Annotated in this window: 19 protein-coding genes; 12 read left to right on the top strand and 7 right to left on the bottom strand. The window is 67.4% G+C overall.

Annotated elements, in window-relative coordinates; genetic code table 11:
* The first annotated feature begins 50 nt into the window (after positions 1-50).
* Positions 51-1,241 carry an elongation factor Tu gene (tuf, locus tag ACFQ9R_RS14050; RefSeq protein WP_378990905.1) on the top strand — a complete coding sequence of 397 codons (1,191 nt, stop codon included), beginning with the start codon at positions 51-53 and terminating at the stop codon, positions 1,239-1,241.
* Between the two features lie 94 nt (positions 1,242-1,335).
* Here the strand turns inward: tuf and ACFQ9R_RS14045 are convergent, their stop codons facing one another.
* The gene (locus tag ACFQ9R_RS14045) at positions 1,336-1,683 is read right to left on the bottom strand and encodes a nitroreductase/quinone reductase family protein (protein WP_378990903.1); all 348 of its coding nucleotides are present in this window, start codon (positions 1,681-1,683) and stop codon (positions 1,336-1,338) included.
* A gap of 125 nt (positions 1,684-1,808) precedes the next feature.
* Between ACFQ9R_RS14045 and ACFQ9R_RS14040 the strand changes: the two genes are divergently transcribed.
* A complete protein-coding gene (locus tag ACFQ9R_RS14040; RefSeq protein ID WP_378990901.1) occupies positions 1,809-2,630 on the top strand; it encodes an alpha/beta fold hydrolase in 822 nt (273 codons plus the stop codon).
* 1 nt (position 2,631) lies between these two features.
* On the opposite strand, the gene ACFQ9R_RS14035 is transcribed toward ACFQ9R_RS14040, so the two are convergent.
* Entirely contained in the window at positions 2,632-3,063 is a 432-nt protein-coding gene (locus ACFQ9R_RS14035; protein WP_378990900.1) for a PPOX class F420-dependent oxidoreductase, read from the bottom strand.
* Between the two features lie 272 nt (positions 3,064-3,335).
* Between ACFQ9R_RS14035 and fusA the strand changes: the two genes are divergently transcribed.
* Positions 3,336-5,414 carry an elongation factor G gene (fusA, locus tag ACFQ9R_RS14030; protein ID WP_378990897.1) on the top strand — a complete coding sequence of 693 codons (2,079 nt, stop codon included), beginning with the start codon at positions 3,336-3,338 and terminating at the stop codon, positions 5,412-5,414.
* Between the two features lie 53 nt (positions 5,415-5,467).
* Here the strand turns inward: fusA and ACFQ9R_RS14025 are convergent, their stop codons facing one another.
* Positions 5,468-6,370 (bottom strand): helix-turn-helix transcriptional regulator, encoded by a 903-nt coding sequence (locus tag ACFQ9R_RS14025; RefSeq protein WP_378990894.1) that lies wholly within the window; start codon positions 6,368-6,370, stop codon positions 5,468-5,470.
* Between the two features lie 102 nt (positions 6,371-6,472).
* Between ACFQ9R_RS14025 and ACFQ9R_RS14020 the strand changes: the two genes are divergently transcribed.
* Entirely contained in the window at positions 6,473-7,990 is a 1,518-nt protein-coding gene (locus ACFQ9R_RS14020) for an MFS transporter (RefSeq protein ID WP_378990892.1), read from the top strand.
* Positions 7,991-8,006: 16 nt separating this feature from the next.
* Here ACFQ9R_RS14020 and ACFQ9R_RS14015 read toward each other — a convergent pair whose 3' ends face one another.
* Together ACFQ9R_RS14015 and ACFQ9R_RS14010 are read right to left on the bottom strand one after the other, a co-directional pair.
* Positions 8,007-8,624, bottom strand: coding sequence for a TetR/AcrR family transcriptional regulator (locus ACFQ9R_RS14015; RefSeq protein WP_378990890.1), 618 nt, complete (start codon positions 8,622-8,624; stop codon positions 8,007-8,009).
* Positions 8,624-8,980 carry an SPW repeat protein gene (locus ACFQ9R_RS14010; protein ID WP_378990889.1) on the bottom strand — a complete coding sequence of 119 codons (357 nt, stop codon included), beginning with the start codon at positions 8,978-8,980 and terminating at the stop codon, positions 8,624-8,626. Before ACFQ9R_RS14010 ends, ACFQ9R_RS14015 begins: the two co-directional genes overlap by 1 nt.
* Positions 8,981-9,197: 217 nt before the next feature.
* On the opposite strand from ACFQ9R_RS14010, the gene ACFQ9R_RS14005 reads away from it, so the two are divergent.
* The 3 genes from ACFQ9R_RS14005 to ACFQ9R_RS13995 all read left to right on the top strand — a co-directional run bounded on the left by ACFQ9R_RS14005 (position 9,198) and on the right by ACFQ9R_RS13995 (position 12,049).
* Complete coding sequence (locus ACFQ9R_RS14005) at positions 9,198-10,397, top strand: NAD(P)/FAD-dependent oxidoreductase (protein ID WP_378990888.1); 1,200 nt, start codon at positions 9,198-9,200, stop codon at positions 10,395-10,397.
* 66 nt (positions 10,398-10,463) lie between these two features.
* Complete coding sequence (locus ACFQ9R_RS14000; RefSeq protein WP_378990886.1) at positions 10,464-11,228, top strand: glutamate racemase; 765 nt, start codon at positions 10,464-10,466, stop codon at positions 11,226-11,228.
* 80 nt (positions 11,229-11,308) lie between these two features.
* A complete protein-coding gene (locus tag ACFQ9R_RS13995) occupies positions 11,309-12,049 on the top strand; it encodes a DNA alkylation repair protein (RefSeq protein WP_378990885.1) in 741 nt (246 codons plus the stop codon).
* On the opposite strand, the gene ACFQ9R_RS13990 is transcribed toward ACFQ9R_RS13995, so the two are convergent.
* Positions 12,046-13,101, bottom strand: coding sequence for a 2Fe-2S iron-sulfur cluster-binding protein (locus ACFQ9R_RS13990; protein WP_378990882.1), 1,056 nt, complete (start codon positions 13,099-13,101; stop codon positions 12,046-12,048). The genes ACFQ9R_RS13995 and ACFQ9R_RS13990 overlap by 4 nt on opposite strands.
* 37 nt (positions 13,102-13,138) lie before the next feature.
* Positions 13,139-13,771 carry a mycofactocin system transcriptional regulator MftR2 gene (gene mftR2, locus ACFQ9R_RS13985; protein ID WP_378990881.1) on the bottom strand — a complete coding sequence of 211 codons (633 nt, stop codon included), beginning with the start codon at positions 13,769-13,771 and terminating at the stop codon, positions 13,139-13,141.
* A gap of 184 nt (positions 13,772-13,955) precedes the next feature.
* Here mftR2 and mftA point away from each other — a divergent pair, with 184 nt between their 5' ends.
* The 5 genes from mftA (at position 13,956) to ACFQ9R_RS13960 (ending at position 19,952) form a co-directional block, all read left to right on the top strand.
* Entirely contained in the window at positions 13,956-14,060 is a 105-nt protein-coding gene (gene mftA, locus ACFQ9R_RS13980) for a mycofactocin precursor MftA (protein WP_101468422.1), read from the top strand.
* Between the two features lie 2 nt (positions 14,061-14,062).
* The gene (mftC, locus tag ACFQ9R_RS13975; protein ID WP_378991230.1) at positions 14,063-15,538 is read left to right on the top strand and encodes a mycofactocin radical SAM maturase; all 1,476 of its coding nucleotides are present in this window, start codon (positions 14,063-14,065) and stop codon (positions 15,536-15,538) included.
* Positions 15,539-15,679: 141 nt separating this feature from the next.
* A complete protein-coding gene (gene mftF / locus ACFQ9R_RS13970) occupies positions 15,680-17,077 on the top strand; it encodes a mycofactocin biosynthesis glycosyltransferase MftF (RefSeq protein ID WP_358060798.1) in 1,398 nt (465 codons plus the stop codon).
* A gap of 10 nt (positions 17,078-17,087) precedes the next feature.
* Positions 17,088-18,482 carry a mycofactocin system GMC family oxidoreductase MftG gene (gene mftG, locus ACFQ9R_RS13965; protein ID WP_378990879.1) on the top strand — a complete coding sequence of 465 codons (1,395 nt, stop codon included), beginning with the start codon at positions 17,088-17,090 and terminating at the stop codon, positions 18,480-18,482.
* A 105-nt stretch (positions 18,483-18,587) separates the two neighbouring features.
* The gene (locus ACFQ9R_RS13960) at positions 18,588-19,952 is read left to right on the top strand and encodes a GAF domain-containing protein (protein WP_378990877.1); all 1,365 of its coding nucleotides are present in this window, start codon (positions 18,588-18,590) and stop codon (positions 19,950-19,952) included.
* The last annotated feature ends 230 nt before the right edge of the window (positions 19,953-20,182 follow it).

Here is a 20,182-nt window from a genome sequence, read left to right as displayed (position 1 = left end):
ACACGCACTGCTGCAAATGCACGCACCAACAAGTCCAGGAGGACCCAAAAGTGGCGAAGGCGAAGTTCGAGCGGACGAAGCCGCACGTCAACATCGGCACCATCGGTCACGTCGACCACGGCAAGACCACGCTGACTGCAGCGATCACCAAGGTGCTGGCTGACAAGTTCCCGGATCTGAACGACGCGTTCGCGTTCGATCAGATCGACAAGGCGCCGGAGGAGAAGGCTCGTGGTATCACGATCAACATCTCCCACGTCGAGTACCAGACCGAGAAGCGCCACTACGCGCACGTCGACGCCCCGGGCCACGCGGACTACATCAAGAACATGATCACCGGTGCGGCGCAGATGGACGGCGCCATCCTGGTGGTCGCGGCCACCGATGGCCCGATGCCGCAGACTCGCGAGCACGTGCTGCTCGCCCGTCAGGTCGGCGTGCCTTACATCCTGGTCGCGCTGAACAAGTCGGACATGGTCGACGACGAGGAAATCCTCGAGCTCGTCGAGATGGAGGTCCGCGAACTGCTGGCCTCGCAGGAATTCGACGAGGACGCGCCGGTCGTGCGTGTCTCCGGTCTGAAGGCCCTCGAAGGCGACGAGAAGTGGGCCGACGCGATCGTCGAGCTCATGGCCGCTGTCGACGAGTCGATCCCGGACCCGGTCCGCGAGACCGAGCTCCCGTTCCTGATGCCCGTTGAGGACGTCTTCACGATCACCGGTCGTGGCACCGTCGTCACCGGTCGTGTCGAGCGCGGCATCGTCAACGTGAACGAGGAGGTGGAAATCGTCGGCATCAAGGAGAAGTCGACCAAGACCACCGTCACCGGCATCGAGATGTTCCGCAAGCTGCTCGACCAGGGCCAGGCGGGCGACAACGTCGGCCTGCTGGTTCGTGGCATCAAGCGCGAAGATGTCGAGCGTGGCCAGGTTGTCGTCAAGCCGGGCACCACGACTCCCCACACGGAGTTCGAGGGCCAGGCGTACATCCTGTCGAAGGACGAGGGCGGCCGCCACACCCCGTTCTTCAACAACTACCGCCCGCAGTTCTACTTCCGTACCACGGACGTGACCGGCGTCGTTACCCTCCCCGAGGGCACCGAGATGGTCATGCCCGGCGACAACACCGAGATGCTGGTCAAGCTGATCCAGCCGGTCGCCATGGACGAAGGCCTGCGCTTCGCGATCCGCGAGGGTGGCCGCACCGTCGGTGCCGGTCGCGTCACGAAGATCATCAAGTGAGTCTCTGACTTGCTGACACCGCAACGGCGTCGCTCCTTCGGGAGCGGCGCCGTTCGGCGTTTTCAGGGGCGATCGTGCGACTCGGACGGATCCACTACGCCGGTCGGACGCGGACGGTTACTCGGCCGCGGTCGTCTCGGTGGGCTATGGCGTGGCCGGGGTGGTCGATGCCGTCGATGCGCAGGGTGACAGAGGCTCCCTCGTCCAGGAAGTTGCGCCACCAGGACTTCTTGTCCGGCATCGCTACGCCGATGAGGTATTCGTCGCCGGAGCGGCGATAGTTGACGGGGGTGCTGAACGTGCGGCCCGAGCGGCGGCCGGTGTAGGTGATCTGGGCGAAGGCTTTGCCGAGTAGCTTGCCGATGACGGGGGCATTGGTCAGGGCGACCACGCCGGTGTTGAACGCGCCGACACCGCGGCGCAACAGCGATTCTTGTCCCATCGGATTCTCCTGTAGTCGACGAACCGTCAGCCTACCGACGGTGTATGACTTCTGACGTCATCGTGGTTGTCGGTCGTGCTCGGTAGCGTTGGGGCACTATCGCATTCGAGAGGATCGGAGACCTCGTGGGCAAGGCCGCGCTCGAACGGGAATTGGATGTCAGCGAAGGGGTGCTCGAACACGGGATGCCCTATCTCGCGTTCGGGTCGGGGCGTCCACTGGTGTTCTTGCGGTGGTTCATGCCCGACCACGCCAATCCGCGTGGCTGGCTGCGGTCCAGCGAGATCAAGACGATGGCGCCGTTGGCCAGGAACTTCCGGGTGTACGCGGTCAATCGCGCGCCGGGGATGGCGGCCGGTACCTCGATGGGCGATATCGCGCGGGAGCACGCGGAAGCGTTGCACAACGAATTCGGCGGTCCCGTAGACGTTCTCGGCATTTCCTCGGGTGGCTCCGTAGCGCTGCAACTCGCCGCCGACCATCCGTCAGCAGTACGCCGACTGGTGATCGCTTCCTCCTCCTACCGTCTCGACCAGTCCGCGCGCGTGTCGCAGATGAAATACGCGGAGGCCGCCGCCGCGGGCAAACGGTCCCTGCACCACATGGCGACCCAGGGCATCGAATCTTCGCTGAAGGCGCGCCTCGTCGGCGCCGCCGCCTGGCTGGCGGACCCGCTGTTTCGCCCGAAGAACCCCGCCGACACCCTCGCCTTCGTTCATGCCGAAGATGCCTTCGACCTCACCGGCCGCCTAGCCGACATCACGACCCCCACGCTGGTCGTCGCAGGCGACCGCGACGAGTTCTACGACCAATCCTCCTTCCTCTACACCGCCGACGGCATTCCTGATTCCCGCTTGATCATCTACCCCGCGACAGACCACCTCGGGGCGATCAAACACGCCCGGTTCGCTTCGGACGTCACCGAATTCCTTTCGGCAACGGGCTGACTCAGCGAATCTTGGCGCCGTAAACGTGCTCGACGGACAGGGCCATGAGTACGCGGCGATCCGAGACCATGACCTCGCGGTACTCGTTCCAGTCGGGGTGTTCGCCCGCGGCTGCGCGGTAGTAGTCGACCAAGGCCTCGACTTCCGGGCCGTTCGGGTCCGTGCCGGGGCCGGTCAGGGTGGCGGTGCCCTCGGCGGTGGCCCAAGACCAGCCGTCGGCGCTGGTGACCTCGAGGGCAGCGCGCGGGTCGCGACGGAGGTTGATCGTCTTGGCACGGCCTTCGGTCATGGAGACGTAGATGATGCCGGCGGCGCGGTCGTAGTACGGGGTGACGGGGGAGAGTTGGGGGCGGCCGTCGGATTTGATGGTGGCCAGGATGCCGATGCGGGAGTCGGCGATGAGGGCGTGCAGGTCGAGCGCGGTTTCGGGCATCGATCGGCTCCTAGGGGGTGGCGGGGCTGTTCGTTGTGTCGAACCGTCGTGGTCGCGCGTTTATGCCCGGGCGGCGGAAATCCCGTCGACAGCGCGCGATCGGGCGCGTAGAACTTGTCGCATGGTTACAGCACGTCCGCAGTCGCGGTTCTAGCTCGCATCGGGTCCTTCGGCGCCGGTGCGGCGCCGCGTGATCCGACGCCCGTGCCGTTCCCGGAACGCCCCACTGGCGAGCGTCGATTCATCGACAAGAACCAGCCTGGGGGATTCCCATGACCAGAATCGATCTCGCCCGAATTCGCAATATCGGCATCGCCGCCCACATCGACGCGGGCAAGACCACGACCACCGAACGGGTGCTGTTCTACACCGGTGTCACCCGGACCCTCGGTGAGGTGCACGACGGCACCGCGGTGATGGACCGGATGATCCAGGAGCGCGAACACGGCATCACCATCGCGGCGGCGGCGACCACCTGCTGGTGGGACGAGCACCAGATCACCATCCTCGACACCCCCGGCCACGTCGACTTCACCGTCGAGGTGGAGCGTTCGCTGCGAGTGCTCGACGGTGCGATCGCCGTGTTCGACGCCAAGGAGGGCGTGGAGCCGCAGTCGGAGCAGGTGTGGCGGCAGGCCGACAAGTACGGCGTCCCGCGGCTCTGTTTCGTGAACAAGATGGACAAGCTCGGTGCCGATTTCGCGTTCACCGTGCGGACCATCGCGGAGCGACTCCGGGTGCGCCCGTTGGTGATTCAGCTGCCGATCGGTGCGGAACGCGAGTTCGACGGCATCATCGACCTGGTCGAGATGACCGCCAAGGTGTGGCGTGGCGACACCGACCGCGGTGCTCGTTTCGAGACGATCGAGATTCCGGAAGATCTGCGTACCAAAGCCTTCCAGCATCGTGATGCGCTGGAGGCGGCCGTCGCGGAGGCCGACGAGGAAGTACTGGAGCGCTACCTCACAGGCAAGCCGATCACCGTCGATGTTCTCGAGGCGGCTATCCGGCGGATGACGATCGACGCACGGGCCTACCCGGTGCTGTGTGGCTCGGCGCTGGCCAACATCGGCGTGCAGCCACTGCTGGATGCCGTCGTCGACTACCTGCCGTCGCCGCTGGATGTCGTTGCTGTGCACGGGTTCTCGCGGGAGGGCGAGCACATCCACCGCGCGCCCGATATCGCCGAGCCGTTCGCGGCGCTGGCGTTCAAGGTCGCGCTGCACCCGTTCTTCGGCAAGCTCGTCTACCTGCGGGTGTACTCCGGTACCGCCGAACCCGGTGCGACCGTACTGAATTCGACCAATGGACGAAAGGAGCGTCTCGGCAAACTGTTCCAGATGCATTCGAGCACCGAGATCGCCGTCGAGCGGGTGCAGGCCGGGCAGATCTGTGCCGTGATCGGTCTGAAGGCGACGGGAACCGGCGACACCCTGTGCGATCGGGCAGCCCCCGTCGTCCTGGAGTCGATGACCTTCCCCGACCCCGTACTCGCCGTCTCGATCGAACCGAGGACCCGCGCCGACCAGGACAAGCTGGGCACCGCCTTGGCGCGCCTGGCCGACGAGGACCCGACGTTCACCGTGCGCATCGACGCCGAAACCGGCCAGACGGTCATCGGCGGCATGGGCGAACTGCATCTGGAGATCCTGGTCGACCGGATGAAACGGGAGTTCCGGGTCGACGCCGACATCGGCGCCCCACGCGTGGCCTACCGCGAAACCATCACCGCGGCAGTCGATCTGTTCGAATACACCCACCGCAAGCAACAGGGTGGGCACGGGCAGTTCGCCAAGGTGGTGATCGCGCTGGAACCCCACGTGGCCGAGGACGACGCGATCTACGAATTCGAGAGCCGGGTCACCGGCGGGCGCGTGCCGCGGGAGTACATCCCCGCGGTGGACGTGGGCGCGCAAGACGCGCTGCGCGTCGGCACGCTCGCCGGCTTTCCGCTGGTGAACGTGAAGGTGACGCTGCTCGACGGCGCCGCCCACGCGCAGGATTCGTCGGAACTGGCGTTTCGTCTCGCGGGAGCGGCGGCGGTGCGCGCGGCGCTCGCGCGAGCGAAGCCGGTGCTGCTCGAACCGGTGATGGCCGTGGAGGTCGTGACACCGGAGGAGTACGTCGGCGAGGTGATCGGTGACCTCAACGCCCGTCGTGGCCGGGTCACCGAGCTCACGGAACGGGGCGGCGCGCACATCATCCGCGCGCTGACCCCGCTCCAGGAGATGTTCGGCTACATCGGGGACCTACGCTCGAAAACCCGTGGCCGAGCGAACTACTCGATGGTGTTCGACTCCTACGCCCCGGTCCCGCCGGGTGCTGCGGAGTCGATCATCGCGGGCAGTTGATCGACACCGGTGGCGCCGCGATACCCGCGGCGCCACCGGTTCGTCGACAAGCCCTAGGTGGGGGTTGCGTCCGGTGTCTCGGAGTCGACCATCGCCGGCACCCGACGCGTCCTGGTGGATCCGGCGGTCAGCAGGCGCAGCGCGTCTGCCGAGCTCGCATCGCGCGCGGTGTAGACCTCGAGCCGGTGGTCAGGACTGTCGGGCTGCAACCACACCTGATAGTCGACGTCGACACGGCCGACCGTCGGATGACGCAGATCCATCGGCCCGACGGTGCAATCGGCGACCTCCGCGCCGGCCCACAGTGTCGCGAAAGTCGTACTGCGCATGGTGAGCTCGCCGATCAGTTCGGCCAGACGCGCGTCGGTGGGGTAGCGTCCCGCGGTCAGCCGGAGGTAGCCCACGTGAATGCGGGCGAGCTCGTCCCAGTTCCGGTACAGATCCCTGGCGAGTGGATCGAGGAAGAACAGTCGCGGAATCGACGGACGTCGGGCGGGGTCGTCGGGCGCGGTGAAGTCGAGGTGCTCGCCGACGAGCGCGTGCCCGGCGTGATTCCAGGCCAGCACATCGCCACGGCGTCCGAGCACGACCGCGGGCATGGTGTCGCCGAGCGAGGTGAGCAGCGTGAGAACCCGCGGATGTGGTTGTTCCGGTTCGGCCCGGACCAGGTGCGGCACGGCCGGTTGACCTGCGAGGTTGTGCAGGTGGGCCGTTTCGGCGGGATCGAGCTGGAGCACCCGGGCGATGGCGTCGATGACCTGCGCGGAAACGGTTCCGGCCTGATCTTGTTCGAGGCGCGTGTAATAACCGGCGCTGACTCCGGCGAGCTGAGCGAGTTCTTCGCGGCGAAGTCCGGGGACGCGGCGGGTGACGCCGAAGGTGCGTAGGCCGATCCGCTCAGGGGTAGTTCGGTCGCGGCGGGACTTGAGGAACGTTCCGAGGCTTTCCAACTCCATCGTTCCGATCGTAGGCACCACCGGGTTGTCCTGCCTATCCCGGCCGGGTGTACCCACGTCAGGGGTCTGGTTACCACTCGCACGCGATCGCAGGGTGGGGACATGAATCGAATCGATATCGAGCTGCGATCCTGGCTGGGCCTGCTGGTGGTGCTCGGCCCCGTCCTGCTCGTCGCCATGGACGGCTCGGTGCTGTTCCTGGCCATGCCCGCCGTCACCGAGGCGCTCTCACCCTCGGCCGACGAAGCCCTCTGGATCCTGGACAGCTACGGCTTCGCGGTCGGCGCCCTGCTGATCGCGTTCGGCACCATCGGTGACCGATACGGCCGCAAACGCCTACTGATGTTCGGCGCGGCGATGTTCGGCCTCGGCTCGGTGGGGGCGGCCTTCGCCACGAGCCCCGCACTGCTGATCGCTTTCCGCGTCCTGATGGGGGTGGCAGGCGCGACGCTGTTGCCGTCGGCGCTCGCCGTGCTCGGCACACTGTTCACCGACCCGCGCCGGCGCGCGCAGGCCATCGGCATCTTCGCCGCCACCTTCGCCGCGGGTTTCGCGATCGGCCCGATCGTCGCCGGGCAGCTGCTGACCCGGTTCTGGTGGGGATCGGTGCTGCTGATCAATGTGCCCGTGGTGCTGGTGTTCCTGGTGCTGGCGCCGATCCTGCTCGGTGAGGTGCGTGCGACCGGCCTCAGCCGCATCGACGTGGCGAGTGTGCTCACCTCGGCATCTGGACTTCTGGCTGCCATGTACGCGGTGAAACACGGCGCTGCGCAGGGCATATCCATTTCCTCGGTGACTGTGGGCCTGGTCGGTGTGGCGCTGCTCGCGTGGTTCGGCCGCAGGCAGGGGCGCATCGACAACCCGCTCATCGACTTCACCCTGTTCCGCAACCGGGTCTTCACCATCGCGATCGTGACCGGGTTCCTGCCCCTGGCGGCTTGGTCGGCGACCGCGTATCTGGCGGCGATGTACCTGCAATCCGTGCTCGGCCGGTCCATCGCCAAGGCCGCGCTGCTCGCGGTCCCCGGCGCGCTCGTGCTCACCGCGGCCGCCGTCGTCACCCCGGTCGTCGTGGCCCGCATCGGCCGGTCGGCAGCGTTGATCACCGCCCACTTCACGATCGCGATCGGACTGTCGTTGCTGTTGCCGACCAGCACCGGCAGCGGGGTCGGCTGGTATATCGCCGCGACGGCGGTTGCGGGCATCGGCTACGGCATCTCGTTCAGCGTGGTCGCCGAGATCGCCGTCGCCGCGGTGCCGGCCGAACGGGCGGGCGCGGCGGCCGCGCTGGCCGAGACCGGCAACGAACTCGGCAACGCGCTCGGTATCGCCCTGTTCGGCTCGCTGGCCGCCGTCTTGTTCCGCGTCCACGGTCCGGACCCTGCCCCGACCCTCGGCGAGACTCTGCACCTGCCCGGCCTCGCCCCCGCCGTACTCGACGACGCCCGCAGCGCCTTCGTCAGTGGACTGCACGTCGTCGCCGCCACCGCGGCCGTCCTGCACGGGGTCCTCGGCTCGGTGGCCCTCCGCGTTCTCCGTGGCGGGGCGCTCACCGCGGCGGATGCGGCGCCGACCGGATCGGCATCTCGTCGACGACGCCCGGCGGACAGCCGAAGCTGACGGATCTACGCTGCCGTCAGCCGAGGTGGGTCATGCCCGCCGCGACCACCTGGGCGACGTTCAACAGGTCGTCGGCAGTCGGGACGGGTAGGTCGTCGAGGGCGTGGAGGCGGTCGGTGCTGGCGATCGCGAACATGGCGGACACCCAGGCAGCGGCGCAGGCGTGGAGGGTGCCGGGGCGGACGGGGACGGGGGTGCTGGCTTGCAGGACCCGGGTGGTGACATCGAGGAGCTGATCGCGCAGGGCGCGGAGTTTGCGGCGCACGTCGGGGTGGGTGTCGGCTTCGCGCCACATGATCACCCGCAGGACCGAGGAGTGATGGTCGCGCAGGTTGATCGCGGTGTCGAGGTTGATCAGGCTGGCGGCCGGATCGCCGGGGGTCACCACGGCGGCGAGGTCGTCGATCGGGTGTTCGGGGACGCGTTCGCGCATGAGCGCGGACAGGATCGCGTTCTTGGTGGGGAAGTAGTAGAAGACCAGTCCTTTCGGCACATCGGCGGCCGCGGCGACGGCCGCGGTCGGCGTCGCGTCGAATCCCTGTGCGGCGAACAGGGTCTCGGCGGCATCCAGGATGAGTTGCCGGGCGTCGCCATCGCGTTTCGCGTTGCGGCGCCCGACTCGTCGGCCCGGCATCAGTGATGTGGAGCCATGTTGTGCAGGCGCTGGTTCATGGCAGGCAGCGCGGCGACCGCCACCACCGCCGTCACCACTCCGACCACCCATGCGGTCCAGGACGCGCCGCTGAACGCGGTGAAGTCCATGGCCCACGGCGAGATGAACAGCAGCACGCCGAACACGCCCATCGCGTAGTCCGCGACCGTCAGATCGTCCCTGGCCATCTGGATCAGACCGGTCGCGGCGATGAGTACGCCGAGCACGATCAGGGTCCAGCGGGCGTTGTCGTTGGTGTCGAGCCACAGGGGCGACAGTGCGGTGAATGCGCCGAGCACAACGGCCAGAAAGTCCTGTGCGCGACTGTTGGTGAACATGGGAAATGCCTCCTCGTTGAGACGAAAATACCTCTGACCTCGGTCTACTCCTGATTGACCGCCCGGTCGACATCGGAAGCGGCACGGTTGTGTTGCGACGTGGGTGTCACAGGTGACCCGGCGCACTGGTACAAACATCTGGGGGCCGTAGTGGTCCGCGACACAGCAGAAACATGGCACGAGCGGTCAGCGACCGAGCATGCCGAGAGGACACAATATGAGCGCGCCCATCGTGATCGTCGGAGCGGGTCTGGCAGGCCTGCGCACGGCCGAGGAACTGCGCCGGGCCGGATACGAGGGCGGTGTGCTGCTGCTCGGCGACGAGACGCGCGCGCCGTACGACCGCCCGCCGCTGTCGAAGCAGTTCGTGCGCGGCGAGACCGACGACACCACCCTTCGCCCGCCGGAGTTCTTCGCGGACAAGAACATCGAGCTGCGCCTCGGTACCGCCGTCACCGGTGTCGACACCGCCGCGCGCGCCGTCACCCTGGCCGACGGCGCCACCATCGCCTACGACCAGCTGATCATCGCGACCGGTCTGCGCCCGCGCAGGCTCCCCGGTCTGCCCCAGGTCGGGGGCGTACATGTGCTGCGTGCCCATGAGGACGCCGAATCCCTGCGCGCCGAACTGGACGGTGCGAACCGGGCATTGATCATCGGCGCCGGTTTCATCGGCTGCGAACTCGCCGCCAGCTTCCGCGCCGCCGGAGTCGAGGTCACCCTCGTCGAACCCCAGCCGACCCCGCTGGCCTCGGTCCTGGGCGAGCAGATCGGTGGCCTGGTGGCGCGCCTGCATCGCAACGAAGGCGTCGACCTGCGCTGCGGTGTCGGCGTCGACACCCTGCGCGCCGACGATTCCGGCCGGGTGTGTGGCGCGGTCCTCACCGACGGCACCGACCTCGACGCCGACCTGGTCGTGGTCGGCGTGGGCTCGGTCCCCGTCACCGACTGGCTGGCCGACTCCGGTATCGAGCTGGCCGACAGGTCCGCGGGCGGTGGCGTGCTCGCCGACGAGGTCGGCCGTACCTCCGCCGACGCCGTCTGGGCGGTCGGTGATGTCGCCGCCTGGCAGCACGACTCCGGCGTCCGCAAGCGGGTCGAACACTGGACGAGCGCGGGTGAGCAGGCGAAATTGCTGGTCACCGCCCTCCTCGGCGGTACTCCGCCCACCATGGCCCGCGTCCCGTACTTCTGGAGCGACCAGTACGACGTCAAGATCCAGGCCCTCGGCACCCCCTCGGCCGGCGACGACGTCACCGTGGTCACCGACGACGGCCGCAAGTTCCTCGCCTACTACTCCCGCGACGGCATCCTCACGGCCGTGCTCGGTGCGGGCCTGACCAGCCAGGTGATGAAACTGCGCGCCAAACTGGCCACCCCCACGCCGGTGGCGGACCTCCTCGCCGCGGCAGGCTGAGCCCGCCCGGGCCGGTGCGTCCATGGTCGCGATCGGCCGGGCTCGCCGCTGTAATACGGTGTAGCGGTGATCGTCGCGCTCATCGATTCCGGCCTCGGCCTGTTGCCTACGGCTTCGTGGTTGCGCAAGCTGCGGCCCGACGTCGACTTGCTGCTGCTGCTCGACCCCGATGGTGCGCCCTGGGGGCCCAAGCCGGAGCAGTGGGTGGTCGAGCGGGTCGTCGGCACGGCACGGCAGGCGATCGAGGCGGGGGCCGAGGTGATCGTGCTGCCGTGCAATACCGCCAGCGTCACCGCGTTGGCGCATGTGCGGGCGGAGGTGGGGGATTCGGTGCCGGTGATCGGCACGGTTCCCGCGATCAAACCTGCTGCCGCACAGTGTAATTCGGTAGCCGTGTGGGCGACGGCGGCGACCACCGCCAGCCGCTACCAGGCCGATCTGATCGCCCGGTTCGGCGGTGACGCGAAGGTCGTCGGAGTCGCCTGCCACGGCCTGGCCGATGCGATCGACCGCGGTGACATCGTGGCGATCCGTGAGTCGATCGCCGACTCGGCCGCGCGCACCCCGGCCGACGTCGAGGGCGTTGTCCTCGGCTGCACCCACTACCCGCTGGTCATCGACGCCATCATCGCCGCACTGCCCGACGGCGTGCGCCTGTTCGACAGCGCCCAAGCTGTCGCCGCCCAGACCGTGCGCAAGATGGACGAACTCGGCCGCCCCACCACCGGCTCCGGCACCGTCACCGTCCGCACGAGCGGTCGGCCGGGCGAGTTGCCCTCCGGTGCGGCGACATTCGAGTCGGGCCGCCTCCTCGGCGCACTACCGGCCTGATCGGACGACGGGGAGCCTGCTCCGGCATGTCACCGCACCAGTGTTGAATGCGGAGGGAATCCGCCGACCCGGAGGTGCGTGTGTCCGAGCTTCCCACCGCTGCACAGGTGCGTAAGGCCCTCGCCGACCTGGCGAACCCCACTGACGCGCATCACCTGCAACGCTTCTTCAAGACCGGCCCCGGCGAATACGGCGAGGGCGACATCTTTCTCGGCATCCGAGTCCCCGTCACCAGAAAAGTGGCGAAACAGTTCCCCGCACTGCCGCTTTCGCAGATCGACGAACTCCTCGACAGTCCCCTCCACGAGGAACGCCTGGCTGCCCTGTTCATCCTCAACGCCCGCTTCGCGGCGGCATCGAAACCGCGTGCCCTCGACGACACGGCCCGCAAGGAGATGGTCGATCTCTACCTGGCGGCCGTCCGGCGCGGCCGGGTCAACAACTGGGATCTGGTCGACGCCTCCGCCGAGAACATCATCGGCCCCTGGCTACTCGACAAAGACCGCACGCTGCTGTTCGAACTGGCCGAACAGGATTCGCTGTGGGAGCGCCGCGTCGCGCTGTTGTCGACGTTCGCGTTCATCAAGGCGGGCGACCCGAGCACCACGTTGGAGCTCGCCGAAATCCTTCGGACGGACCGCCGAGATCTGATCCAGAAGGCGCTGGGCTGGATGTTGCGTGAAATCGGCAAGCGCGTCGACCAGACCGCACTCACCGATTTCCTGAACCGGAACGCACCCGAGCTGGGCCGCACCGCGTTGAGCTACGCGACCGAACACCTCGACCCCGAGCAACGCGCCGCCTACCGCGCCATGCGTTAGAACTGGATCCGCAGCCGATCGGTCACCGGCCGCGCCTGGCAGCCGAGGATGTACCCGTTCTCGATGTCCTCGGGATCGAGGATCTCCGAATTGGCCATCTCCACTTTGCCTTCCAACACGGTGCAGGCACACGACCCGCACTCGCCCTCCTGGCAGGAGTAGGGCACGTCGAGGCCCTTGTCGAGCATGATGTCGACCAGCGTCTGCTTGCGGGGCCACGACATCTCGTGCACCTGGCCGTCGAGTTCCACCTCGACCGTCGCCGCGTCGGCCGCTTCGGCCTCGGACACCTCGGCGGGCGCGTGGTCGGCGAACGGATCTCCGGCGAGGGAGTTGAACACCTCGGCGTGGGTGCGGTTGCGCGGGACCTCGAGCGAGGCCAGCGCGTCGTGCACCAGGTCCATGAACGGCTTGGGCCCGCACATGAACGCCTCGTAGGCGGTGTAGGGCCGGACCAAGGTGGCGAGCATGTCGGCGGTCGGCAGACCGAGCAGCGGTTCGAGCCAGTGGATGACGGTGAGTCGCTGGGGATGCTTACCGACGAGATCGCGGAGTTCGTCCGCGAAGATCACCGAGGTCGCGTCGCGATTGGCGTAAACCAGCACGACCTTGCCCGAACCCTGCGACAGCGCCGACTTCAGGATCGACATCACCGGCGTGATTCCGCTGCCCGCGCCGAACAGCAGCATGTCCTCGTCGAGATCCTTGGGCGTGAACACACCTGACGGCGGCAGCACCTCGACCTCGTCGCCCGCGGCGATGTTGTCGCACAGCCAGTTCGAGCCGTATCCGTCGACGGTGCGCTTGACGGTCACCTTCGGCAGGTCATCGGTGAACGGCGAACTGGCCAGCGAATAGCAGCGGGCGACCGATCCGGTCTGATCGCTCGGGATGCGCAGCGTCAGGAACTGGCCGGGGGAGTAGGCGAAGCGCTCGCGGAGTTCGGCGGGTACCTCGAAGACCACGGAGTGGGTGTCGGCCGTTTCGGCGATCACCGCGGCTACTCGCAGCACCACCGAGCGCGAGCCGTGCGGAACCTCGACTGTGGTCATGTCGTCCTCTCGGGCAAAACTAGAACGTGTTTCAGTTTCATGCTAGGCCGGGACGCGCCTGCAGGGCAAGCTGCGCCTCGAGTCCGGCGACCAGCACCTCCATCCCGAAGTCGTAGGAGTACTTGCCGCGCAGGTCGGACATGTACTTCGTGGCTCGGGCCACTGCCTCGGGCAGCAGCACGTCGGCGGGCGCGGAACGGTCGCGCGGGTTCACTCTGCTGCGGCCGAACAGGTAGGTGTGGATGGTCGCGTAGGCGGCCAGCACGTTGCGGTCGCTGAAGCCCGCGTCGAACAGGATCTCCATCACGGCGTCGATCAGGTCGAGCTGCTTGCCGAGCATCTGCTCGAGCAAGATGTCGCCCAGGCCGGGATGCGTGCGCAGTTTATCGTCTATCTGATCGATCAGATCGCGCAGGCGCACCTGCCACGGACCGGACTCGCGCGGCGGCTTGCGCACCCCGACCAGGGCCGCGCTGGCAACCAGATCGAGTAGCTCGCGCTTGTCGGCCACGTAGTAGTACGGCGCCATCGGTGACACCCCGAGCTCGCGCGAGAGCCGCCGCATCGACAGCTTCTCGACCCCGTCCTCGCGCACCACTTTCAGTGCCGCGTCGACGATCTCTGCCTCCGACAGTGTCGAACCAGCACCCGCCCCGCCATGGTTACGCAAGCCTCTGCCTCACCTCTGCTGCCACCGGGCCATCAGCCCTTTCCCGTCCCTGCCTCCGGAAGTCTAGAGGGGTTCGCAGCCGAGGGGGGCGGGGTGTGCTCAGAGAAAGATTTTCCGATTCCGCCCTTTATGGCAGTCACTGACGTTAAGGTGCGAGGTGACCGGCAACACAATGGAGGTAGTCATGCCTGAGAACACCACGCCTGCGACCGTCGAATCCGACGAGGACCTGGTCACCGAGACGCTGATCGAAGAGGTCAGCATCGACGGCATGTGCGGCGTGTACTGACCATGCTGGACCTCGACACCCGTTGGACGCTGCACCCTCGGGTCTCGTTGCGCCCGGAATCCTTCGGCGCGCTGCTGTACCACTTCGGCACCCGCAAGCTCTCGTTCCTCAAGAGCCGCGATCTCGTCGATGTGGTCCGGTCGCTGCCCGCGCACCCCTCCGTGCGCGACGCACTGCGTGCCAAGGGCATAGACGCCTCCGACGCGCACGTCAAAGCGCTCGCGCAGCTGGCCGACACCGACATGATCGTGGCATCGCCCGGACCGGTCACCGCCGCACCGACAGCCCTGGCGGCGGGTGACGCCACCCAGGGCGGCAGGTTGATCGACCGTTTCGAATCGGGCCTCGCCGCACCGATCTGCCTGACCTGGGAACTCACCTACGCCTGCAACCTGTCGTGCGTGCACTGTCTGTCCTCGTCGGGTCGCCGCGACCCGAACGAACTGAGCACCGAGCAGTGCAAGGCGCTGATCGACGAGTTCGAGCGCATGCAGATCTTCTACGTCAACATCGGCGGCGGTGAACCGACTGTGCGCCCCGACTTCTGGGAACTGGTCGACTACGCCACCGCGCACAATGTGGGGGTCAAGTTCTCCACCAACGGCGTTCGCATCAACGAAGAGGTCGCCGCGCGTTTGGCGGCCAGCGACTACGTCGACGTGCAGATCTCCCTCGACGGCGCCGATGCCGCGGTGAACGACGCCGTGCGCGGTCCCGGCTCCTACGACACCGCGATCAAGGCGCTGTCGAACCTCGCCGCGGCGGGTTTCAAGGACGCCAAGCTCTCGGTGGTCGCCACCCGGCACAACATCTCCCAGCTCGACGAGTTCAAGGCCATCGCCGACAAGTACGGCGCCACCTTGCGACTCACCCGCCTTCGTCCCTCGGGTCGCGGCGCGGACGTGTGGGACGAGCTACACCCGCTGCCCGAACAGCAGCGCGAGCTCTACGACTGGCTCGTCCGCAACGGCGAGGGCGTCCTCACCGGCGACTCGTTCTTCCACCTGTCCGCATTCGGCTCGGCGCTACCGGGTTTGAACATGTGCGGTGCGGGCCGGGTGGTCTGTCTGGTCGATCCGGTCGGTGATGTCTACGCCTGTCCGTTCGCCATCCATGACCGCTTCAAGGCCGGAAACATCGTCGCCGACGGTGGTTTCGAGGCGGTCTGGACCGATTCGGAACTCTTCGCCGAGCTGCGCGAGCCGGTCGACGGTGGCGCGTGCACGAAGTGCTCGCACTACGACTCGTGCCGTGGTGGTTGCATGGCCGCGAAGTTCTTCACCGGCCTGCCCGCCAACGGACCGGACCCGGAATGCGTTCAGGGCTACGGCGAAGCGGCGCTGTCGGCGCCGGGACGCACCATTCCGCGCCCCGCCGTCGACCACTCGCGCCCGGTTCGCAGCCGAACCAGGGTGTCGCTGCCACTGACCGTGAAGCGGCCACCGGCCAAGGCGTGCAACGAGAGTCCGCTCGGCTGAGCCCATCCCGGTTGCCGGAAGTGCGCTGCCGATCTTGTTGACGCGTCCGGCAACCGGTCACAGCCGTATTTCGGACAGACTTTGGTCCTTTTTTGTGGGGTGATGATGTCTGCGCGGCCAACTGCGAATAGCATGCGAGGAATGCGCCATGATCGTCTGCCCGACGGCTTCGGGGTACGGATCGATCCACGGGTACGCGCATTTTCCGGGGGTCGGATCCTGATCGGAGGATCGCCCGCACGGATGCTGCGCTTGGCCCCGGAGGCCGCCGAGTTGATCGGCGACGGATACCTGGAGGTGACCGACACCAAGTCCGCGATCGTCGCGCGCCGACTGCTCGATTCCGGCGTGGCCAACCCGCGCCCGCGGCTCGAACCATCCCTCGACGACGTCACCGTGGTCATCCCGCTCTACAACAACGCCGACGGGCTGTTACGGCTGCTGGCAGTGCTGCGTGGGCACAATGTGATCGTCGTCGACGACGGCTCCGACGAGCCGGTCCGCATCCCGCCACGGCCGGGCCGCGGTCAGGTGACGGTGCTGCGGCACGAGAGCCCGCTCGGCCCCGCCGCCGCCCGTAATGCCGGATTGCAGGCGGCGACAACGGGCTTCGTGGCGTTCCTGGACTCCGATGTGGTGCCGCGCAGCGGATGGCTCGAGGTCATGCTCGGACATTTCAGCGATCCGCAGGTCGCGCTGGTCGCGCCGCGCATCGTGGCCCTGGATTCCGAATCCAACGCGCTTGCTCGCTACGAACACACTCGCTCCTCACTCGACCTCGGCCGGCGCGAATCGGCGGTGCACGCTCGCGGCATCGTGTCGTACGTGCCCAGCGCGGCGCTGCTGGCCAGGCGCGCGGCGCTGCTCGGCGAGGGTGGATTCGACGAATCGATGCAGGTGGCCGAAGACGTCGACCTGTGCTGGCGCCTCGAACGCGCGGGCTGGCGGTTGCGCTACGAGCCCGCCGCGCACGTCGCCCACGATCACCGGGTCGCCTTCCGCGCCTGGTTCGGGCGAAAGCTGTTCTACGGCACGGGCGCGGCACCGCTCGGGAAACGGCACTCGGGCTTGGTCTCGCCGCTGTCGGTGCCGACCTGGACCGTGCTGGCCAGTCTGCTGTTCGCGACACTGTCGAAATGGGGTCTGCTCGGCGGACTCGTCACTCTGGCGACGGCCCTGGTCCGCCTGCGCCGGGTCTTCACCGAACTGGACAACCCGACCCGGATCGCGGCGGTCTACCTCGCGCGCGGCTACTTCGCCGGGATGTGGCGACTGGCTTCGGCGATGTGCCGGGACTATTGGCCGGTGACGCTCCTGGCGGTGATCGCGTCGAGCCGGATCCGCAAGATCGCCATCACGATGGCACTCGCCGACGGTCTCGCCGACTGGTTCACCCATCGCGACTCGGGCGGGCTCGACCCGGTCCGCTATGTGGCCTACAAGCGTCTCGACGACGTGGCCTACGGCACGGGCCTGTGGCTCGGCGTCATCCGGGCGCGCAGTTTCGAAGCGCTCAAGCCGAGCGTGCCGCCCCGCTGAAGCCGACTGCGTGACGAGCACTCTCATCGTCGGAGCCGGGTCGGCGGGTTGCGTGCTCGCCGCGCGGCTCAGCGCCGATCCGGCGCGTTCGGTGCGCGTCATCGAAGCCGGACCGGTTTTCCCTGCGCTGGGGGAGCTGCCCGTCGAACTGCTCGACCCAGGTCATCTCCCGGTCGGCCCCGAGTCTCGACTGGTGTGGCGGTATCCGGGAAATCTGGTGCGAGGCAAGCTGATCGGTGGTTCCGGTGCGATCAACGGCAGCTACTTCATCCGCCCACCCGCCGACGACTTCGCCGCCTGGAGCGTGGTGGCGGGCCCGCGCTGGTCGTTCGAATCGGTCCTTCCGGTGTTCTGTGCTCTGGAAGACGATGCGGAATTCGGCGCTGTGCCCGGTCACGGAATCGGCGGCCCGATCCCGATTTCACGAACCAGCGACCCCACCGAGTTCAGCGTCGAATTCGCGCAACAGTGCGTGGCAGCGGGATTCACCGAAATCCCCGATCTCAACGCACCGTCCGCAGATACCGGCGCGGGATTCGGGCGCGTTCCGTTGGCGATATCGCGAGGCCGCCGCGCCGGGCCCGCGATCACCCATCTCTTTCCTGCACTCCACCGAAGCAATCTGATCCTCACCGGCGAAACAATGGTGACCCGGCTATTACTGCGTGGCACCCGGGTAATCGGTGTGGAGTGGGCCCGCGGGCGAGAACGCGGGACGACGTATGCCGACGAGGTGGTGTTGTGCGCGGGTGCGGTGGAGTCGGCCGCGCTGCTGATCAGATCCGGGATCGGCCCCGAACCGCTGCTGCGCTCGCTCGGTGTTCCGGTGCTGCGACCCGCTCCGGTGGGCGCGTGGTGCACCGATCATCCGGAGATCGGCATCGAATTCGCCGGTGCGCAACCCGCGTGGTCGACCGTCGCGCTCGAATACGTCCTCGAAATGGACGACCTGGAACTACGTCCCTACACCGCGATGTTCACGCCGGGTCTTCGCCGGGTGGGGGTCGCCCTGATGCGTCCCGAGTCGACCGGCGAGCTGACCCTGGTTTCGACTGATCCGGCTGTCGCAGCCCGCGTCGACCACCGTTATCTCCGCGCCGAGCAGGACCGAGCCCGGTTGCGCGAGGCAGTGGCACTCACGGCGGATCTCCTGGGTCGGCGAATCGGACCCGTCGACGACACCTGGCTGCGCGCCAACGTCGGCACGTCTCAACATCTTTCCGGTACCTGTCGCATGGGCCCCGCGGGGGACGAGCGCGCGGTGGTCGACGAACAGGGGCGTGTGCACGGCATCGAGGCACTGACGGTGGCCGATCTGTCGGTCGTCCCTGTCCCGTTGCGGCGCGGTCCACAGGCCACCACAGTGATGCTCGCCGCGTCCATAGCGGACCACATGGTCGTGTGACGAAGTGACGATTGATACCACGATGTGACCTGCGGGACAAACCCTGACTTCTGGCGGTTGGCCTGATATCTGCCCGGTACAGTTTGTAGCGGGAAAGAAAGGCAAATGGTCAGCAATCTTGCAGGTGGGAGGCCCCCACGGCAGGCATCGGAGTCGGGCGCACAGCTCGGTGCTCTGGAAGCCTATGCCGCACAGGCCCATGGATTTCTCAGTGCCGGTGGTGAACAGCTTACCCAGCTGGCCGGTCTTCTACGTCCGCTCGTTCTCGAATCATGGCTGCGCAGTGTGCGCGGCGGTGTCGACCCGACGGACGTCCTCGACGGTCGCGGGCTGCGCGGCGCCGATCTGGAGCGTTATCGCGACGCCCACCCTATCGCCGCTCTCATGCCGCTGATCGACAAACTGCTGGTCCAGGACGCGTCGCACGCAGGATTGATCGTGACCGTGGCCGACCAGTTCGGTCGGGTGCTGTCGGTGCACGGTCATCCGGAGCAGGTCGCCGCCGCCGCCGAGATCGGCGTGCGCGAGGGCGACGATCTCAGCGAGCGCCGGATCGGCACCAATGCCGTCGGCCTCGTCGTGCGCACCGGCCGCGCCACCTGGATCCACGGACCCGAACATTTCCTGCATCGCATGCACCAGATCACCGGCGCCGCGGCGCCCGTGCACGAGCCGGACGGCCGACTGATCGGCGTTCTGATGATTGCCGGCGGGATGCGGGTGGCCAAGCCCGAAATTCTCGCGTTGGTCAAAGCCGCCGCGACCGCGGCCGAGATGGATCTGGTGCTGCGAGCCATGCGCGCGAGCCACGGGATCAAGGCGCCGGCTGCGGCGAACCGCGACGGCACCGGACAGGCCAGGCTCGGTCTGGACGTCTTGGGTCTTGGTCAACCTCAGTTGAGCATCGCGGGGGAGCGGGTGCCGCTCTCGCAGCGCCACGCCGAGATCCTGCTCTTGCTCACCGAACATCCCGAAGGTCTCGGCGCCGATCACCTGGCGCTGCTGCTGGACGACACCGATCTGGACAACGGCACGATCCGCGCGGCGATGTCGCGGCTGCGGTCGGTGATCGGCGCCTCGGTGGTCGGTTCGCGCCCATACCGTCTGCGCGTGCATGTCGCAACCGATGTGGAGGAGCTCCGGGCCGCACTCGACTCCGGTGATACCGCATCCGCATTGAACTTGTACGCGGGTCCGGTGCTGCCGCGCTCCTCGGCTCCCGGCATTTGCGATATCCGCGACGAGCTGCGAGTCCGGTTGCGGACCGCCGTGCTCGCCGCCCCCGACGCCGCCGTACTGCGCCGATGGACCTCGTGTCCGGAAGGCCGCGACGATGCTGCCGCGTGGGCCGCCTACCGGTCGACCGTCGATCGCGATTCGCCGCTGTATGCGCAGATAGAAGCCAAGATCCGGGTCCTCGACCGGCGCATCGGCGCCGATGCAACGCAGATGCAACGTTTCGGCTCATAGTGTCCCGGTCTGAAGGTGTGGTGGCTCACATATGGATGGTCGATGTGTTGGAGCCCACACTCATGCCCTGGTCGTGGGTACCCGCCGGTACGGACTGGACGTCTGACCGATTTTTTTAGCGGAAAAAGTTTCTTTTTATTAACTGAGGGCCTACTGTCGGCACTGCATGGACAGGCGCCCATGTGATGTAACTGACAAAGCCGTTGGAGGAACGATCAACAGCTAGGCAC

The organism is Nocardia sp. NPDC056541 (assembly GCF_042794235.1).
Taxonomy (GTDB): Bacteria; Actinomycetota; Actinomycetes; order Mycobacteriales; family Mycobacteriaceae; genus Nocardia.
This window is presented reverse-complemented; position numbering and strand designations above follow the sequence as displayed.

Coding starts and splice junctions, on each gene's coding strand:
- ACFQ9R_RS14025 (WP_378990894.1), bottom strand. CDS start 6,370: ATGGAGTTGGAAAGCCTCGGAACGTTCCTCAAGTCCCGCCGCGACCGA.
- ACFQ9R_RS14045 (WP_378990903.1), bottom strand. CDS start 1,683: ATGGGACAAGAATCGCTGTTGCGCCGCGGTGTCGGCGCGTTCAACACC.
- ACFQ9R_RS14015 (WP_378990890.1), bottom strand. CDS start 8,624: ATGCCGGGCCGACGAGTCGGGCGCCGCAACGCGAAACGCGATGGCGAC.
- ACFQ9R_RS13990 (WP_378990882.1), bottom strand. CDS start 13,101: ATGACCACAGTCGAGGTTCCGCACGGCTCGCGCTCGGTGGTGCTGCGA.
- ACFQ9R_RS14010 (WP_378990889.1), bottom strand. CDS start 8,980: ATGTTCACCAACAGTCGCGCACAGGACTTTCTGGCCGTTGTGCTCGGC.
- mftA (WP_101468422.1), top strand. CDS start 13,956: ATGCCTGAGAACACCACGCCTGCGACCGTCGAATCCGACGAGGACCTG.
- ACFQ9R_RS14035 (WP_378990900.1), bottom strand. CDS start 3,063: ATGCCCGAAACCGCGCTCGACCTGCACGCCCTCATCGCCGACTCCCGC.
- ACFQ9R_RS14020 (WP_378990892.1), top strand. CDS start 6,473: ATGAATCGAATCGATATCGAGCTGCGATCCTGGCTGGGCCTGCTGGTG.
- mftC (WP_378991230.1), top strand. CDS start 14,063: ATGCTGGACCTCGACACCCGTTGGACGCTGCACCCTCGGGTCTCGTTG.
- mftF (WP_358060798.1), top strand. CDS start 15,680: ATGCGCCATGATCGTCTGCCCGACGGCTTCGGGGTACGGATCGATCCA.
- ACFQ9R_RS14005 (WP_378990888.1), top strand. CDS start 9,198: ATGAGCGCGCCCATCGTGATCGTCGGAGCGGGTCTGGCAGGCCTGCGC.
- ACFQ9R_RS13960 (WP_378990877.1), top strand. CDS start 18,588: ATGGTCAGCAATCTTGCAGGTGGGAGGCCCCCACGGCAGGCATCGGAG.
- fusA (WP_378990897.1), top strand. CDS start 3,336: ATGACCAGAATCGATCTCGCCCGAATTCGCAATATCGGCATCGCCGCC.